At 53.0% G+C, this 17037-nt stretch carries 13 protein-coding genes; all 13 read right to left on the minus strand.

Features of this window, described 5'->3' with window-relative positions; genetic code table 11:
• Positions 1-262 precede the first annotated feature (262 nt).
• On the minus strand, positions 263-1201 hold the full coding sequence (cysK, locus tag MKX42_RS00665; RefSeq protein ID WP_209879227.1) for a cysteine synthase A: 939 nt from the start codon (positions 1199-1201) through the stop codon (positions 263-265).
• A gap of 174 nt (positions 1202-1375) precedes the next feature.
• A complete protein-coding gene (locus MKX42_RS00670) occupies positions 1376-2320 on the minus strand; it encodes a peptidylprolyl isomerase (protein WP_340750443.1) in 945 nt (314 codons plus the stop codon).
• A gap of 9 nt (positions 2321-2329) precedes the next feature.
• Entirely contained in the window at positions 2330-3214 is an 885-nt protein-coding gene (hslO, locus tag MKX42_RS00675) for an Hsp33 family molecular chaperone HslO (RefSeq protein ID WP_340750445.1), read from the minus strand.
• 51 nt (positions 3215-3265) lie between these two features.
• Positions 3266-4033: a type III pantothenate kinase gene (locus MKX42_RS00680; protein WP_036723925.1), complete on the minus strand. Its 768-nt coding sequence runs from the start codon at positions 4031-4033 to the stop codon at positions 3266-3268.
• Complete coding sequence (gene nadC, locus MKX42_RS00685; RefSeq protein ID WP_340750447.1) at positions 4033-4905, minus strand: carboxylating nicotinate-nucleotide diphosphorylase; 873 nt, start codon at positions 4903-4905, stop codon at positions 4033-4035. Before nadC ends, MKX42_RS00680 begins: the two co-directional genes overlap by 1 nt.
• The gene (nadB, locus tag MKX42_RS00690) at positions 4895-6511 is read right to left on the minus strand and encodes an L-aspartate oxidase (RefSeq protein WP_340750449.1); all 1617 of its coding nucleotides are present in this window, start codon (positions 6509-6511) and stop codon (positions 4895-4897) included. The genes nadC and nadB overlap by 11 nt, the downstream gene beginning before the upstream one ends.
• 39 nt (positions 6512-6550) lie before the next feature.
• Positions 6551-7489 (minus strand): quinolinate synthase NadA, encoded by a 939-nt coding sequence (nadA, locus tag MKX42_RS00695; RefSeq protein WP_340750451.1) that lies wholly within the window; start codon positions 7487-7489, stop codon positions 6551-6553.
• A gap of 245 nt (positions 7490-7734) precedes the next feature.
• Entirely contained in the window at positions 7735-9780 is a 2046-nt protein-coding gene (ftsH, locus tag MKX42_RS00700) for an ATP-dependent zinc metalloprotease FtsH (RefSeq protein ID WP_340750454.1), read from the minus strand.
• 111 nt (positions 9781-9891) lie between these two features.
• Positions 9892-10431, minus strand: coding sequence for a hypoxanthine phosphoribosyltransferase (hpt, locus tag MKX42_RS00705; RefSeq protein ID WP_036696450.1), 540 nt, complete (start codon positions 10429-10431; stop codon positions 9892-9894).
• A 46-nt stretch (positions 10432-10477) separates the two neighbouring features.
• On the minus strand, positions 10478-11941 hold the full coding sequence (gene tilS / locus MKX42_RS00710) for a tRNA lysidine(34) synthetase TilS (RefSeq protein WP_445669288.1): 1464 nt from the start codon (positions 11939-11941) through the stop codon (positions 10478-10480).
• A gap of 69 nt (positions 11942-12010) precedes the next feature.
• Positions 12011-12949 carry a serine/threonine protein kinase gene (locus MKX42_RS00715; RefSeq protein WP_442792623.1) on the minus strand — a complete coding sequence of 313 codons (939 nt, stop codon included), beginning with the start codon at positions 12947-12949 and terminating at the stop codon, positions 12011-12013.
• Entirely contained in the window at positions 12939-13685 is a 747-nt protein-coding gene (locus MKX42_RS00720; protein ID WP_340750456.1) for a hypothetical protein, read from the minus strand. Before MKX42_RS00720 ends, MKX42_RS00715 begins: the two co-directional genes overlap by 11 nt.
• 588 nt (positions 13686-14273) lie before the next feature.
• The gene (gene spoIIE / locus MKX42_RS00725; RefSeq protein ID WP_340750458.1) at positions 14274-16781 is read right to left on the minus strand and encodes a stage II sporulation protein E; all 2508 of its coding nucleotides are present in this window, start codon (positions 16779-16781) and stop codon (positions 14274-14276) included.
• Between the last annotated feature and the right edge of the window lie 256 nt (positions 16782-17037).

The following is a 17037-nucleotide window of genomic DNA, read 5'->3' on the forward strand; positions in this document are numbered from 1 at the left end:
ATCGATAGTTTATTGCCTGTCAGTATACTGTACATAGGGATACTTTGAAAAGCCCAAACGCCGCATGAAACATATACATTCTTATATTTTCAAGTGGAAACGGCTTTACCGTCCTTTAAAAGGACGGTACCGTTTCAGCGAGAAATAGAAGGACAATTAATCGTGTGCAACATATAAATTCTTATATTTCACAAAAAGAGCCTGCGGTATCCCTGTAAAAGCGGATAGGGCAGGCTCTTCTAAAGAGCTGAATTCTCAGCAATTATACTTCAAAGTTATAAAGCGGAGTGCTCAGGTAACGTTCGCCGTTGCTTGGGATGATGACAACAATCTTCTTGCCTGCGCCAAGTTCCTTCGCTACCTTCAGTGCAGCAAATACAGCCGCACCGGAGGAAATACCGGACAGCACGCCTTCTTCCTTGGCTACGCGGCGGGCAGTTTCGAACGCTTCATCATTCTCAACATGAATAATCTCATCATAGATATCCTGGTTCAGAATTTCTGGCACGAAGTTAGCGCCGATACCCTGAATCTTGTGCGGGCCCGGTTTGCCTCCAGCCAGAATCGGTGAAGCTGCAGGTTCTACCGCATAGATCTTCACGCCCGGATATTGACTCTTCAGCACTTCACCCGCACCGCTGATCGTTCCGCCTGTGCCGACACCGGCAATGAATGCATCCAGCGGGCCGCCTACAGATTCGATCGCTTCAACGATCTCCGGTCCTGTAGTCTCGCGGTGGATCTTCACGTTAGCCTTGTTCTTGAACTGCTCCGCAAGGAAATAATCCGGATTCTCGCTCAGAATCTGCTCAGCCTTCTTAACCGCACCGTTCATTCCTTCCGAACCCGGAGTCAATACCAGCTCAGCACCGTAGGCGCGCAGCAGGTTACGGCGTTCAAGGCTCATTGTTTCCGGCATAACAATAATGGCCTTGTAGCCTTTGGCAGCTGCCACAAGTGCCAAGCCGATTCCTGTATTACCGCTGGTCGCTTCTACAATCGTGCCACCCGGCTTCAGCAGGCCCTCTTTCTCAGCCTCTTCTACAATGCTGATGGCAATACGGTCTTTCACACTGGAGCCTGGATTCTGGTATTCCAGCTTCAGGAAGATCTCTGCCGAACCTTCCGGAACAATCCGGTTCAGGCGGACGAGCGGTGTGCCACCGATCAAATCTGTTACACTGTTGACGACTTTAGCCATGAGTAAAAACCTCCTTGGAATGATAAATGAATTAGGGTGCGGAACTTATGACAGATGCTATCAGCATATATTACCGTAGCTCCCGGTTCAAAATGCCTGGGTAACTAACAGTTGTAATTGTACCGCTTAATATTTCCGACTAAATCAGTAGGTTTTATATTTAATTTCATATTATCAATCTTGCAGGCTGTTGTCAATATATATTGCTGTATCATATTTGGCCCGTAATTCACGCTCTACCTGCTGCAAGGGCGCTGCCTGCTCCAGTCTCAGCTGCTGGCCAATCATCCGGCGCAGCTCCCCCTGCTCCGGCTTCACAGGATCAATCAGCTTCTCCAGACGGATCACAGCATACCCCCCGTCAACCTGCAGCGGTCCTGCGATATTCCCATTCTCAAGCCCGGCTGCTGTCTCCAGCAGCTCCTCAGGCCAGAACGGGTCCTTCTCCTCGACCGTTCCGATACTGCCGCCGTGCTGGCGGCTCTCCTCATCAATCGAGACCTCCCGGGCCAACTCTGCAAAATCCTCGCCTCGCTCCAGGCGGTCCATCACTGTACTGGCCTCGTTATAGGTGGAGGTCTGAATGATAGAGAGCTGCATTTGCTTGCGGGGCATGAATCTCTCGCTATTTTGCTTCAGATAATCATCAATTTCCGCTTCACTGACCGTAATCCCGGCCGTAGCTATTTCCTGGAGCGTCAACCGGTATGCCGTCTCCTCACGCAGCTCCTGGCGGGATAGTCCAAGCTCGGACTCCATCTGCTGATAATACTGCTCTTCTGAGCTATAACCGGAGATACCTCGCAGCAGCTCCTGCTCAATCTCTTCATCAGTGACCGTAATTCCCAACGCTGCGGCTTCCTTGCCCACCACGATGTGATTCAGCATGCTCAGCAGCACTTCTTCCCCATGCTTCTTCTGAAGCTCCTCTATCCATTCCTGTTCCGTGACCGGCTGACCTCCGGCAGCAGCGACATCCGAGGCTTCTCCTTCAGCCATCTCTGCCTTCAGCAATGCCATGGCACGCAGGCTCCAGAATAATAGCCCTCCCAGCACCACGGTTGCCACGGCAAGTAATATAACGGTATTGCGCAGCGCGCGCTCCTGTCTTGTCACCATCTCATAGCCCTAAGACTTCGCTTGATCGAGGATTACCTGCAGTTCATCCTTGTTAAATACATAGCTCTCATTGCAATAATGGCAGATGACTTCTGCCGTATCATCTTCTTCAATCATCCGTTCCAGCTCGTGCTCACCCAGACTGACCAGAGTCTGCTCAATACGTTCCCGTGAACATTGACATACAAAGCGGATCTCCAGCTCATCCAGGATCACAGCATCCGGCAGCAGCAGCCGCAGCATTTCCTCAGGCTCAAGCCCCTGATCCAGCACGGACGTAACCGAAGGCATGGCGCCAACCGCTTGCTCAACCTCGGTAATTTGCTCATCGGTCAGGCCGGGCAGCAGCTGAATAATAAAACCTCCGGCAACTCTGACTGAATTATCGGTCTCCACCAACACTCCAAGTCCTACAGCAGCAGGCGTTTGCTCCGAGAGGGCAAAATAATAGGTGAAATCCTCACCCAGCTCTCCTGAAACGATAGGCACACTGCCGCGGTATGGCTCCTTCATCCCCAGATCCTTGCTGACATCAATGAAGCCTTCCGTTCCTACCGCCCCTGCGACATCCAGCTTGCCCATGCTGTTGCTTGGCAGATGAACATGCGGATTGTGTACATAGCCGCGCACTTCTCCCAGGGCATTGGATTCAGCCGTAATCTGCCCGAGTGGACCGTTTCCTTTGACCATAATTGCGAGTTTCTCCTGCCCCTTGAGCATGGCCCCCATTATAGCTGCGGCCGTAACCGTACGTCCAAGCGCTGCCGTAGCCGTCGGATACGTATCATGTCTGCGCCGCAATTCATCGACAAGCTCTGTGGTACGGACAGCGAACGCTCTGACTCTTCCGTTCATCGCCGTCCCCCGGACCAGCCGGTCCTTCTTATTATCCATTGGGTGCATACTCCTCCTATCTATCTGTTCTGTATAGGTTCATCTTTAAGATTATTTGTTACGGTTGTAAATAATGCGTAATCCTTCAAGCGTCAGCATCGGATTAACCTCGTCGATACATTCTGTCTCACTGGCAATCAGTGAGGCCAGCCCCCCGGTAGCAATAACCTTGAGAACAGGAGCGTTCATCTCCTGCTTAATGCGTCTGACGATACCCTCAACCTGACCGGCATAGCCAAAAATTATCCCTGCCTGCATCGCATGTACGGTATTGCGCCCAATTACCTTCTTGGGCTTCTCCAGCTCGATCCGGGGCAGCTTGGATGCCCGGAGATAGAGGGCCTCCGTGGAAATGCCCAGACCCGGCACGATAGCACCGCCCAGATAGTTGGCCCCGGCATCAATGCAGTCGAAAGTGGTTGCCGTACCGAAATCAACAACGACAAGCGGACATTTATATTGCTCAATCGCCGCAACCGCGTTCACAATCCGGTCCGCCCCCACTTCGCGCGGGTTCTCATAACGCAGATTAAGCCCGGTTTTGATACCGGGTCCCACAAGGAGCGGGTCCTTGCCGATGAATTTCACACACATCTCCACGATGACCTGCACGAGCGGCGGAACCACCGAGGAGATGATGACCCCCTCGACATCCCTGAACGACAGATTGGACATGCTGAACAGATTATGAATCATCACACCATATTCATCGACAGTGGACCCGCGGGCAGTGCTCAGCCGGAAATGGTGCAGCAGCTCACTGCCCCGGTAGACGCCCAGCACGATGTTCGTATTGCCGATATCGACGACAAGTATCATCAGAGGGTTCCCTCCTTCTTGGCGTTCAGATCCAGACTGATATCGAGACTCGCGAAGGAATACGTCAGCCGACCTACCGAAATGACATCCACACCCGATTCAGCAATGCCCCGGACCGTCTCCAGAGATACGTTGCCCGATGCCTCAATGGTGACATGCTTCGCCTTGGTCCGGATTCTTCTCACGGCTTCAGCCATCAGCTCAGGAGACATGTTATCGAGCATAATAATATCCGCTCCGGCCGCCAGCGCTTCCTCTACCTGCTCCAGACTCTCCGTCTCTACTTCAATGGTCATGGTGTGCGGGATGTTAGCACGGGCACGTCCTACTGCCTGACGGATGCCGCCGGCCCCCTTGATATGATTATCCTTTATCATTACCGCATCATAGAGACCATAGCGGTGGTTGGCTCCGCCGCCTATGCGGACTGCATATTTCTCCAGCATCCGGTGGCCCGGCGTGGTCTTGCGGGTATCCACCAGGCGGGTCGGCAGCCCTTGAAGCTTCTCTACAAAAGAAGCCGTGCGCGAGGCCACACCGGATAACCGCTGCATCAAGTTGAGAGCGAGCCGTTCACCAGTCAAAATGGCATGGGTACTGCCTTCTACCTCGGCAATCACAGTGCCCTTGGAGACAGCTTGTCCTTCCTGGACCAGCGCAGTGAATACGAGCCCAGGATCAACGACCTCGAACACCAGCTCGGCCACGGGGATTCCACAAATAATCCCGTCCTCCTTAGCATGGATAATTCCCTTAGATTCATGCCCTGCGGGTATGGTTGTACGGGTAGTAATATCCCCAGAGCCGACATCTTCCTGCAGCCAGCCCTTAATAGCCTTAAGCAGGTCTTCATTATATCCGTTAAACATCATCACTTAATTCCTCCACTATTCCAAGTTCGCGAATCTGGAGCAGATGCTTCTGCCACTGTACGTCACTGCGCAGCGGATAATCCTCACGATAATGCGCACCGCGGCTCTCCTCCCGTGCCAGGGCAGATTCGGTGATCAGCAGACAGCATGTAAGCATATTGGCGAACTCGTATTCTTCCCGTGTTGTCAGTTTGGTCTTAAAAATCGGCAGCTGGCGCTTTATCTCATCCAAGCCTTTATTCAGCATTTCCCGGTTTCGCCGCAGTCCGGCATACCGCACCATAGCCTTTTGCAGCTTGAGCCGCCGTTCTACAATCGCCTGTGTCGGAGCTTCCACCCTTGCCTGATGATAGGCTGAGGGTAGGTTATCCCGGTCAAGCGGCGGAAGCTGGCGGATGCGTTCAATGATCCGGCGGCCGAACACAACGGCTTCCGACAAGGAGTTGCTGGCCAGCCGATTGGCTCCCTGCACACCAGTAGATGATACCTCACCACAGGCAAACAGGCGGGTAACCGTGCTCTCTCCGCTCAGGTCGGTCTTCACGCCCCCCATCATATAATGCGCAGCAGGAGCCACCGGAATCCAGTCACTTGTAATATCCAGCCCGTAGCTCATGCAGGTCGCATAAATGGTCGGGAAGCGGTGTTTAACCATATCCGCCGGTTCATGCGTAATATCCAGATAGACAAAGGTTGATTTGGTCAATTCCATCTCGCTTACAATGGCACGGGCAACAATATCCCGCGGGGCCAGCTCCTGCAGCTCATGATAACGTTCCATGAACCGCTCACCGTTGATATTGCGCAGTACCGCCCCTTCGCCCCGCACTGCCTCCGAGATCAGGAAGCGCGGAGCGCCAGGATAGCTGAGTGCTGTCGGATGAAACTGAATGAACTCCATATCCCGGATATGGGCACCGGCACGGTAGGCAATTGCTACTCCATCTCCGGTAGCCACCTCAGGATTGGTCGTGTAACGGTATAGCTGTCCTGCTCCGCCGGAGCATAGGATTGTTGCATCTGCCTGCAGGAATAACCGTCCTCCATCAGGCCGCTGTACAAGTGCTCCCAGACACTCTCCGCCCTCCGTAATCAGGTCAATGACATAATGGTCATCCCAGGTCTCAATATTCTCATGCCGGGCAGCCTGTTCAGCGAGTGCGCGGACAATCTCATATCCTGTAGCATCCCCATTTGCATGTAAAATACGGCGGTGGCTATGTGCCCCCTCCTGGGTTAAGGCCAATACACCATTCTCTTTATCGAAAATAGTGCCAAGCCGGATCAGCTCGCGGACACCTTCGGGTCCTTCATTGACCAGCACATCCACAGCCGCAGAGGAGTTCAGTCCAGCGCCGGCCATCAGGGTATCCTGACGGTGATACGCCGGCGAATCATCCTCCGAAATGACGGCCGCAATTCCGCCCTGGGCATACCGTGTGTTGCTCTCCATTACAGTCTTCTTCGTAATCATAATAACCTTCCGGTCTTCGCTGGCCTTAATCGCTGTGAATAACCCGGCAATACCGGAACCAATAACCAGGCAGTCTGTCTTAACTACAGGAAGTCCCTGAAGATCAAAATCAACCAAATATTGTGGAATCATGACCGCTTTTCACCTGTTTCAACGAAAGAGTAGCGCATGCTACCGGACTTGTAGCATGCGCTCTAGGGATGTTCTGGCTTTGTCGGCGACTGCAGGCGGTACATAGATCTGCGGCTTCATTGTCTCCAGGCATTTGACCAGCTTCTTCAGATTGTTAACCTTCATATTAGGACACACCAGGAATTTGGTGGCAAAATGAAACTCCTTATCCGGGCTGTCCAGCCGCAGCTGATACCCGGTTCCATCCTCAGTACCTACAATAAACTGCCGGCGGTCCGATTTCCGGCAATATTCCAGAATTGAGGTAGTGCTGCCTACATAATCCCCCATTGCCACGACTTCCGGGCGGCATTCGGGATGTACAACAAATTCAGCTTCCGGGTATTTGGCTCTCATCTCCATCACATCTTTGACGGTAAGCATGTCATGAGTATTGCAATAGCCCTCCCAGATAATCAGCTTCTTGCCAGTCTGATCCTGCACATATTGACCCAGATTCTTATCGGGCACCCAGATAATTTCTTCGGCATCAAGCGATTCGATCACCTTCACCGCATTCGCCGAGGTGCAGCAAATATCTGTCTCCGCCTTGATCTCTGCCGAGGAATTGATATAGGTTACTACCTTCGCACCCGGATGCTGCGCCTTCAGTTTCCGCAGCCCATCCACATTGACCATGTCAGCCATCGGGCAGCCTGAACGTTCGTCAGGAATCAGGACCGTCTTGTTCGGCGCCAGAATCTTGGCACTTTCCCCCATGAAATGAACGCCGCAGAATACGATTACATCTGCTTCTGTCTCCGCTGCCTTCTGGGCCAGCAAAAAAGAGTCTCCCCGGAAATCGGCAACTTCCTGAATTTCATCACGCTGATAATAATGAGCCAGAATAATAGCATTCCGTTCCTTCTTAAGCTGTTCGAGGCGCACACGAAGTTCACGATTCTGTTCCTGCTTGCGCTCAAGCGCCAGAGCTTCCACGGTCAGTCTCCCCCTTATGTCTTCATGGCTTGCCGCCAGTACATTTCTTATAAATGATAAATTTAATATTTATTCACTAATGTACACAACGTTCCACCCCCTGTCAATCTAAGCGGGTGCTCTGTTTCAGAGCGAAACCGGAGGACAAGTTACCGGGTGAAACCTCTATATGCTTATATATAAAAGAAAAGCCCGGAGAACCAGTGGTTCTCCGGGCTAGATTACACTATTTGCTGCGATACAGCTTAGACCAGGCTTCCGCCGCCCTTATTCCCGTCATCCGGTCCGTTGCCCTCTTCAGGGTCCGGCTTGTTCGGAATATCCTTAGACAGGTCTAATGGGGATTCCTCGCCATTCTTACCTTGAATCCGGACACGTACATCACCGATGGAATCAATAATCGGCTCGCCCGCTTCATTGGTAATAGCATCGCCTTCTTCTGGCTTGCCATCCTCACTCAGGTAGCCTTGCTCAATCAATTCTGCGATCTGATCAAGTTCCAGCGTTTCCTTCTCAAGCAGGGTGTTGGCAATCAGATGCATTTCTTTGGAGTGCTTGGTCAGCAGATCTCTACAGCGCTCATAGCTGCTGCGGATGAGGTTCTGCATTTCCTGATCAATCTCATAAGCAATGGAGTCGCTGTAATTCTGTTCATGTCCGATATCCCGGCCCAGGAAGACTTGGCCTTGGGTTGCTCCGAACTGCAAGGGCCCGAGCTTATCACTCATCCCATATTCCATAATCATCGCACGCACAATGCGCGTAGCCTGCTGGAAGTCACTATAAGCGCCTGTGCCGATTTCACCAATGAATAATTCTTCAGCAACACGTCCTCCAAGCAATCCGGTAACCTTATCCAAGAGTTCCTGCTTGGTAACGATCATCCGGTCTTCCTTAGGAAGCATAATGACATATCCGCCGGCACGGCCGCGCGGGATAATAGTAACCTTGTGAACCACATCAGCATGCTCAAGGAAGTAGCCGGCAATGGTATGGCCTGCTTCGTGATATGCGACAATCCGTTTCTCGCGGTCACTGATGACGCGGCTGCGCTTCTCGGTACCGACGATGACACGGTCAATCGCTTCATCCACTTCACGCATCGTAATGTCCTTGCGGTTACGGCGTGCAGCAAGCAATGCCGCTTCGTTGAGCAGGTTCTCCAGATCCGCACCAGTGAAGCCGGTAGTACGCTTGGCGATAACGTCAAGTCTTACATCCTTGGTCAGCGGTTTGTTGCGGGAGTGAACCTTCAATACAGCTTCACGGCCCTTCACATCTGGACGGTCAACCGTAATCTGCCGGTCGAAACGGCCCGGACGAAGCAGCGCCGGGTCAAGTATATCTGCGCGGTTGGTAGCTGCGACGATGATAATGCCTTCGTTGCCGCCAAAGCCGTCCATTTCAACGAGCAATTGGTTAAGGGTCTGTTCACGTTCGTCATGTCCGCCGCCAAGTCCTGCGCCGCGCTGACGTCCCACAGCATCGATCTCATCGATAAAGATAATACAAGGTGCGTTCTTCTTCGCGTTCTCGAACAAGTCACGTACGCGGGATGCGCCGACACCGACGAACATTTCCACGAAGTCGGAACCGGAGATGCTGAAGAACGGAACGCCTGCTTCCCCTGCAACTGCACGGGCCAGCAAGGTTTTACCTGTTCCCGGAGGACCTACAAGGAGTACCCCCTTCGGAATCCGGGCACCCACCGCTGCGAATTTGCGCGGGTCCTTAAGGAATTCAACAACCTCGACAAGCTCTTGCTTCTCCTCGTCAGCCCCTGCGACATCCTCGAAGCTGATCTTCTTCTTCTCTTCATTATATAACCGGGCCTTGCTCTTGCCGAAATTCATCACCTTGCCGCCGCCGCCCTGTGCATTATTGAACAGGAAGAAGAACAGGATGAACATGATAACCAGTGGGATCATGGAAGAGAGGAATGTCAGCCAAATGCTGTCACCTTCCATTTTCTTCTGGCTAAGTTCTATGCCGTTCTTATCGCTGGCATCCACAAGCTCGTTAAGGGCCTCGTCTGTAGGAGGAACATAAGTGGAGAAATTCTTCGATTTAGCCTCGGGTGGCAGCTCTTTATATTCGCCAGTAACCAGAAATGCATTCCCCTCAAACTGAACCGTCATGCTCTTCACATTATTGTTCGAGATCTCCTGCCGCAACTCATCATATCTAGGGAGATCGGCGGATTCATTTCCATTGCTTACAAACTGGACTATGCCCACCACGACTAAAAATAAAATCAAATAAAAACCAGAATTCCGGATGAACCGATTCATCCCCTACCTCCTCTCGCAACGCTCAAGTTATTGTACCATAGCCTGGCCGGACTCCTCAAATTGTCAGGAAATCCAGAAAAGTGATCCGTAGATCTAAGGCTGGCGGGTAGTTCATTTGGTATAAATCTCAGGCTTCAGTACACCGACATAAGGGAGGTTCCGGTACAGCTCGGCATAGTCCAGTCCATAGCCTACGAGGAATGCATCAGGAATCACAAAGCCGGTATACTGGGCTTCAAGATTCACTGCGCGGCCTGACGGCTTGTCGAACAGAGTGACTACATTGACAGAAGCGGCATTGCGCCCCTGCAGCATGTCAATCAGATAGCTGAGTGTAAGGCCACTGTCGATAATATCCTCGACAATCAGAACATCACGGCCTTCAACCGATGTGTCCAAATCCTTGATGATTTTGACTACGCCGGATGATTTGGTTGTACCGCCATAGCTGGATACCGCCATGAAGTCCATTTCAACGGGTACTGTAATCACTTTAACCAGATCCGCCATAAAAATAAACGCACCTTTGAGTACACAAATCACTAAAGGTGTGCGGTCTGCATATTCCTTGCTCAGCTGGGCGCCAAGCTCCCTGATTCTTTGTTGAATTTCTTCTTCGCTGATCAAGATTTCCTGAATATCATTCTGCAACTTGCGAACCTCCTAAGATATACTTATGAAAGACTTACTTCGGCCATTACGATTCTTCGCCCTGTTCCAGGTCTTCCAGGGTCAGGAGCAGAACCGTGGCCGTGTGCCGCCCAACTGCGGCATGCACCGAGCGCCTTACGCCCGGAATCCAGACGATATTGCCGAGTGCATCACATACGAGAGGAATTGCAGGCCGTTCGGAAGAAGGTATTTTATCATCAATGTAAATATCTTTTACCTTTTTGCTTCCGTTTAATCCCATAACCCTTATGGTATCTCCAGGCAACCGGGAACGAATGGTGAGCGGCAGGACAAGATCATCCCCGTCAAACCAAGCCGAGTTCTTCCCGTAATCCTCCTCCTGTGCACAAAAAACTTCCCCCGCAAGCCCCCTCATCGTCATAACCTTTCCTATCTCCGTCAGCTTAATCCGGGGATGAGTCAAAGACAGCCGGTATGTATAGCTTACCTGCCGGGTCAAGGGCTTGGACGAGAACACAATGGTATCATATTGCCGCACGCAGACATAACCGCCACCCATATCCAGCGTCCAGACGGTAGGGTATTCCTGCAGCGTTCCCCGGCGTACTGCTTCAATCTTGGAGAAATCCATGAATGATGAATCCGCCGACAGATAATTTAATATTAGTTTAATCAAACGCCGTTGTAAAGCGGAGGGTATGGCCGCAAAGGCAGCCCTTTTCAAGGTGTATTTTCCATGCCCGGTGAAAACCAGCTCATCAAAGCATTTTGCCGCATTCGCCTCCATATATTCATCTTCTGCCGAGACAATTTCAGCCAGCTGCAGAAGCGATTGTCTCACTCTCGGATTATGCTGCTCCAGCATAGGCAGCAGCTCCAGCCTGACTGCATTCCGCTTGTACTGCGTCAGGAGGTTAGTCGCATCCTCCGCATAAGCCAGGCCCTCCTCCCGGCAAAAGCCGACAAGAGCCGTTTTGTTAATACGCAGGAAGGGGCGGATGAGTTCCACCTTTTTTTCGGTCCGTTTCCAGCGCATGCCGGCAAGGCCCGAGGGCCCGCTCCCCCGCAAAAGCCGCATAAGCACCGTCTCGGCCTGATCATCTGCATGATGGGCCAGCGCCACCGAGCGTGCCTGATAACGGTGTGCGGTAGCGATCAGGAACTGGTAACGCTTCTCCCGCGCAGCCCCTTCCGGGCCAAGCCCGCTCTCCTTGATGATGGACGGAATATCGAATTCGCCCAGTTCGAAGGGAATGCCCAATTCTGCCGCGAGGGCCCGCACCAGCTCTGCTTCCTCAGCCGATTCGGCTCTGAATCCGTGATTGACATGGGCGCATATCAGCGTCAGCGGCATCCGGGTCAGGGAGATCTCATGCAGAATACGCAAAAGAGCCACAGAGTCCGGCCCTCCGGAAACTGCGACTACAATGGTGTCATGAGGTGCCCACAGCTCATATTCAGCCGCAGCCTCCATTACGGATTCCACCAGTTCCTTCCTGTGCTCCATAGGGGCTTCCTTTCCTGCCATCCCTTACACGGCCTGCTCCGGCGGTCAGCATCTTGGTGATTATGTACGATTACAGCATTCAATTAATTATCAGAAACGGAAAACCCAGTATAGCGTGAATGCCAGCAGAAATAAAGACAGCGCGAACGCATTTTTCAGCCAGCGCGGGGTCGCCATCGTCTCATGTCCGGTCTTCCGTCCTCTGTAGATGTGGCTTCTCCAGATCTCCGCTGCCTGCGCGGAACCGGGGAAGCCGCCTTTGAGCGCGAGGCACAGCCAGGAGGACAGCTTCTTATCCGGCAGCTCCCGGGCCAGCTTCATCAGCTCCTCTACGCTCCTTGTCTGCGGAAGCTGCTGGGCGGCAGACTTCAGCCCTTCTTCATTAAGCAGACGCAGGCATAGGACGGCAAAAGCAAACAGGTCATAGCTCTGGTCGCCTGTCCGGCTGCCGGCATTCCAGAATCCGCGGTCATGCCATTCGGTGAACTGCTTCACACTGCGTCCGATGGGGCTTGCTCCCCCGTAATCAATCAGCTCGGCTTCCCCGTAGCTGGATACCATGACATTCTCCGGCTTCAGGTCTCCGAATACGAAGCCGCACTCATGCAGCGTCTGCAGCTTCTCCAGAATCGTCATTCCGACAAGCCCCAGCCAGGAGGCACCGTTCCTGGACAGGAAATGATGCAGCGGCCTTCCTTCCACATAACGCATCACATAAAAGGGTGTATGGTCCCGGTCCTTGAAATCATCCGATTCCAGCAGATAGGAGGATAGCGGCGACTCCTTGCGGGCCCGGTGCTCGCTGCGCTTGCGGCAGGACTGCAGAGAGGTCAGCACGTTAATCTCAGACTGCAGCTCCAGCGTATCGTATCCGATCTTGAGCGCATACCGCTCCCGTCTGCCTTCCCGCTGCACCAGATATACGGTTCCGTTTGCCCCCTTCCCCAGCACACGCTCCACAACATAACGGTTCCCCCGCCATTTGCCGGTAATCACTGTGCCTGCCGGATAGGATGGATTAGACGACATACCCATCAATCATCCCTTCTCTTGCCCCGTCATCTTCCCCTGGAAGATAATTGTGATATTTCTCCAGTTTATCATAACGATAATGTTCCAGCACCTTGAAAATAGCCGGTCCTGTCGGCGTAGCCCCCCGCATCTTCAGTCTGGAAAAGAGGGAGCGGACCTCAGACACATTCCGGGTCCAGTCGATATCCAGCATCGCATCCTCACTGCCGGAGCGTCCGGGAAAATGGAACACGGCAATCTCGCTGCGCCCTTCCCGGGCCTCCAGACTGAGCGCCAGATCACGGATGGCGTCCTCCACCGCGCCGAGCTTCGGCTTCATACTGGCACTGGCGTCAATTAAAAGCGCTATGCGCAGCGGCGAGGTCTCGGTCAGCTCATCGACCACGGTAACCACCTGCGAACGCTGCTGCGGAGGCAGCTCCGCCAGCGAGCCGTCGCCGAGAATTTTTTGCACCTCTTTATTAACTGCCTGCTGAATGGTCTGAACTACCGTCTTGCGTGTCATCATCTGAATGGTCTGGGCCAGCTGCGGAGTTCCCACGATCCGGCTGATCCCGCCCCCTGCCTTGGCAATATCGGCAATCTCCCGGCTGCCCAGCTCACCGATGGTTCCATAATCCACGACCCCTACAACATTGACCGTGATGCCCTCCTGACGGGCGTGTGCAGCCGCCAGCACCGGACTCTCCCCCACATTCGAACAACCGTCCGTGATCAGCAGAATTTGCTTCATGACCGTTCCTCCCTTCCTTGTCTAGTTACTAGCATTGCCAAGGTAGAGAGATTTCAAACGCCGCCTATAGCTGAAAAACTTCAGAATGAAGTCAAGGTGAGGTAAGGGTCACTGCAAGATTTGTAGACTTACGATCGCTGTTGTCTTCCAATTTCCTGATTTGAGACCGCGGTTTGCAGTTGAAATCGAAAGACAAAGGCGAACGCTGACGCTTCTACAGTTCCACAATTCTTTCCGTTCCTTTAACCTCACGATAAGATCACAATCCGAAGGCAATCGCCGCTGAGCCGGCGGCGATTGAAACGGAGCGGAGCAGGAGCTGGCGAGTGACCTGGAATGCACTCGCCGAATCTAATAATCCTGCCTAAAATGCAACATTCCTCTCATTAATTCCTCCTGGTATAGAAAATGTTGCACAAAAGGCAGGATTCCTACTCCCGTAAGTCAATTAGCGGAAAGAATAATGCAATTTATGCAACAATCCACTAAAATACCGGGGTATCTTCAGCGTCAAACTGCATTATGTGCAACATTTCCAGCTTACTCATCCAATAGACTAATTAGTTGTCAGCTGAATGGCTTACTGCGTTAGCTAACCGTACGCGGGCGCTCCATCCGGCCGACGCCAGGCATATGCAGGCTTGACCATTCCGGGTGGTAATGATCGACACGGCTGACCACGATGGTCATATCATCATGGACCTCATTCCCCTGATAGCGGATTACCTTATCCAGCAACTCGTCCGCCATATCCTGCGGATCATCGCCCTCCAGCTCCTGAATCAGACGTTTCATCCATATCTCCTTATTAACGGCATATCCGGGCGCATCATAAATACCATCGGTCATCATGATGAGGATATCACCGGGACGCAGCTGCATGGTGACCAGATCCACCTCGATATCTTTGATGATCCCGATCGGCAGATTGCTGGCCGTCACGGGAATCACCTCGCTGCCCCGCCGGATGAAGCTCGGAGCGGAAGCAATCTTCATGAAGATGGTCTGCGCCGAATACTGGTCGATCAGCGCCATATCTACTGTCGCATAGAATTCATCCGGGGAGCGCAGCAGCAGAATGGAGTTAACGGATTTAACCGCCAGCTTCTCATCCATTCCCGATTGCAGCAGCTTCTCCAGCATGGATAACGCAGCGCTGCTCTCCATCCGGGCCCGCTCCCCGTTGCCCATTCCGTCACTGATGGAGACGGCAAAGGTGCCGTTGCCCAGCTCCACTGTACTGAAGCTGTCTCCCGACAGCATATCGCCTCCCATGGCGGCGGCAGCTACGCCGGAGCTTATCTCGTAAGCCTTAGCCGAGCCAAAGGTCACCATTGACAAGCCCTCGCGGGGATGGACGGCGGTCTCACTGACCACTGCGATATTCTCCTCCAGAATATCCGAGAGCAGCGGGGCGATCATTTTGCGGCATTCATCGAAGCCCCGGGTGTAGGCATGCACAACCTCAATCTCCACCCGGCCGGGATCGAGACTAAGAATCTCAATGCTGTGAATGGAGAGGCCCAGCTTCTCCAGCGCCTCCCGGATCTGGCTCTCCTGACGGTACATCGCCTGCCCTTCCCGCTTAATCTCCTTCGCCAGGTCCTCCATGACCTGCGAGACACCGGATAATTGCTCGGCCACAAATTGGCGGCTGTCGTATATTTGCCGCTTCCAGCGCATATCATGCTGGTATAGCTCATATTGGCCCTTCATCACCTCAAGCACCTCCCCCGTCCTGCCGCAGATCCGGCTCCACTCCGGCGGCAGCTGGGCAGCGGTAATGTCCGGGCACTCCTCAACCGTAGTCATCATGTCTGTCATATACCTGTAGGTCTGATAGAACTTGGTATCCCAGCAGTGGGTCCGCCGGATACACCCGGCGCAGGCTCCTTCTGTTACCGTATTCATAAAGTCCTCCATCTCACGGTCGCTTTTGCCCGCCTCTGCGGCCCGGGGAATCTGCCCGAAGCTGCTGGAGAGCTGCTGGAATACCTGTGAGAACTGGGTCACCCGGTCTGCTGTAATATCCCGGACCCTCCGGGCATATTCATGTTGGGAACGGCTGTGATCGGCCGTGCCTGGTACATATTTGGCAATAGCAGTAATCATCCCCTTAGGTGTTAGAAGAAACAGCACTACGGCTGCACAGGTCTCCCAGGTAGAATTCATGACATCGCCCGGTCCCATGAAATAGACGGATAGAATCGTTGATCCCAGCAGCATCCCGATGGAGACCGCCCCTTTGCGTCCGGACTGCATCATGCCTGCCAGCATCCCGGAAAAGGCCAACAGGCTCATTTGATAGATGGCTCCGATATCGGCCAGACTGAGAATCAGCCCGGTCACTACGCCAACCGCAGCACCAAGCGGCGCTCCTCCGGCCAGGGCAAAGATCAGAATCAGAAACCGCGATAAGACGTGCTCCAGTGATAGACCATTAATGGTCCAGCCGACAAGGCCGGTCATGACGGAAGCCAGCAGGATGATCAGACAGAGTACCTCTTCATTGCGGAGTGCCCTGCTTTTCTGCTTATAGGTGAATAAAGGAAGCGCCTGCAGGAATACAAGCGTCAGCACGAATCCGAGTATGGCATCAATGGCCGCCATCATCAGCGGATACCACGTGAGTGAAGGACCGATAACGACCTGGAACAGTCCAACCATAAAGGAAGCCACGAACACCATCAGAGGGGCATAGGACAGATCCACCCGCTGGAAGTTCTCCAGCCCTTTGTAGATCAGATAAAAAATAATCAGCTCTGCGGCAACCACGATAGCACCCGGAAACGGTGTGAAGAGACTGCCGAGCACGATGGCTGCGGCCACAGGCAGCATGGAATCCCTGCGCATAAATACAATGACGGCGAAATAAGCAGCAGCAAACGGGGTAAGCTCATCCAGGATCATAGCCCGTCCCAGCAAAAAGCCCATTAGGCTAAGGAGCAGCACCCACTTCTTGACCGCGATGAACTGGACAACCGGCAGCTTGGTGCCCCACGCCTTCAAGCGCGTACCTAAGGCTTCTTTCTGATTTTTGTCTTTGCTTCCTGCTCTTGTCCACTCCGGCAAATTCACCACATTGCTTTTACTCATTCCTTGCACCACCCGTTTATGAATTTTATGGTTCTCATTATATAGCGGGGGTCCTAAGAAAGTTTGTCAGAAACGGAGACTAATCTGTAAAAAATTTCCGACAAAAAAGCCTGTCCCGACATTCTGTGGAAAAGCCCACCAATCCCATGCGGGGTAAAAGGTTGGCTGCAGACTGCCGCAGTCAGACTGCCGGTTGCAGGTAGTGCCCGCGCGGACATTCGTCAGCGATTGCCCTAGACTTATGTGAGAATGGCAT

It is taken from the genome of Paenibacillus sp. FSL R7-0204 (genome assembly GCF_038002225.1).
GTDB lineage: Bacteria > Bacillota > Bacilli > Paenibacillales > Paenibacillaceae > Paenibacillus_AQ.